We start from the raw sequence: 1,239 nt of genomic DNA on the forward strand, positions 1-1,239 counted from the left end.
TGGTCAAGTACAGCAGTCTGGAATACCGCCAGCGGCTGTGGCGGTATCGGATGGTTCAAAGCATGAGCCGGCGTGGTAACTGCTGGGATAATGCGCCTATGGAGCGGCTCTTTCGCAGTGTGAAAAGTGTGTAGTGGTCAACTATTTCCGGACAGCTTCTTAGCTTCTTTTTCCCTCATCACCGGGGTTAAACCACCGTTGTGGCAATGAGGCCTCTGTTCGTTGTAATAGCTCATCAGGTAGTCACCGATATCCTTGATCGCCTGATCCAGGCTGGTGTATCCACACTTCGGTACCCACTCACTTTTCACACTGCGAAAGAGCCGCTCCATAGGCGCATTATCCCAGCAGTTACCACGCCGGCTCATGCTTTGAACCATCCGATACCGCCACAGCCGCTGGCGGTATTCCAGACTGCTGTACTGACACCCCTGGTCGGAGTGGAACATGACCCCTTGCGGCCGACCACGCAAGCGATAAGCCATCTCCAGTGCCCGCAAGGTCAGCGTCGTATCTACAGTGGCAGACATCGCCCAGCCCACCACTCGACGGGCATAAAGGTCCATCACAACGGCAAGATAGGACCACTGCTCACCCGTCCAGATGTAGGTGATATCGCCACACCACACCTGATTGGGCTGTACGGTATCAAAAGCACGATCCAGACGATTCGGAACAACCGCATGCGCCTGCCGGGCCTGCTTATAACGATGTTTGCCCGGTTGACGGCTCATGAGACCGGCTTCCGCCATCAGACGTGTGACCTTGTACCGCCCCATCGCAACGCCCTGCATGGCCAGCTGCTTCATCACCGTACGAGCACCGGCAGACCCCTGGCTGGCCGCGAACAAGGCTCTTACCTGAGCGCGTTCGTTCATGCGTTGAATGTCTGGTAGCGTCGCTCTTTTTTGGCGGTCATAGTAGGTCGATGTCGGTAGCTCAAACAGCTCACACAACTGGGTGACAGGCCAGTCATCACTGAACGAACGAATCAGCGCCTGAACTTGATCTCGTCCGACATCAAGAGCGCGGTAGCCTTTTTTAGTATCTCTTTCTCCATTTCCAAACGCTGGATACGCTTTTGTAGCTCCTGAATCTGGTGCTGCTCAGGGGTTAATGCCTGACTCCCTGAGAGCACCACACCGTTCTGTTCATGTTCCACCTGTTTGATCCAGCGCCGAAGCGCTGTAGGGCCGACCCCCAGCGCCTGACAGGCCTCCGTTACGGAATAGCCTTTCT

At 55.6% G+C, this 1,239-nt stretch carries 1 protein-coding gene and 1 pseudogene; one reads left to right on the forward strand and one right to left on the reverse strand.

What is annotated here, in order from left to right; translation table 11 throughout:
- A pseudogene (locus WH50_RS17135) lies at nt 1-128 on the forward strand (IS3 family transposase); the annotation flags it as partial.
- 9 nt (nt 129-137) lie between these two features.
- On the opposite strand, the gene WH50_RS17140 reads toward WH50_RS17135, so the two are convergent.
- A protein-coding gene (locus WH50_RS17140) for an IS3 family transposase (protein WP_110188454.1) occupies nt 138-1,239 on the reverse strand; the annotation gives its coding sequence in 2 pieces (ribosomal slippage) (nt 138-1,045 and nt 1,045-1,239; 1,103 coding nt annotated over the 2 pieces). This gene is flagged as partial in the annotation.

The sequence above is a fragment of the Pokkaliibacter plantistimulans genome, from assembly GCF_003194385.1.
Classification (GTDB): Bacteria; Pseudomonadota; Gammaproteobacteria; order Pseudomonadales; family Balneatricaceae; genus Pokkaliibacter; species Pokkaliibacter plantistimulans.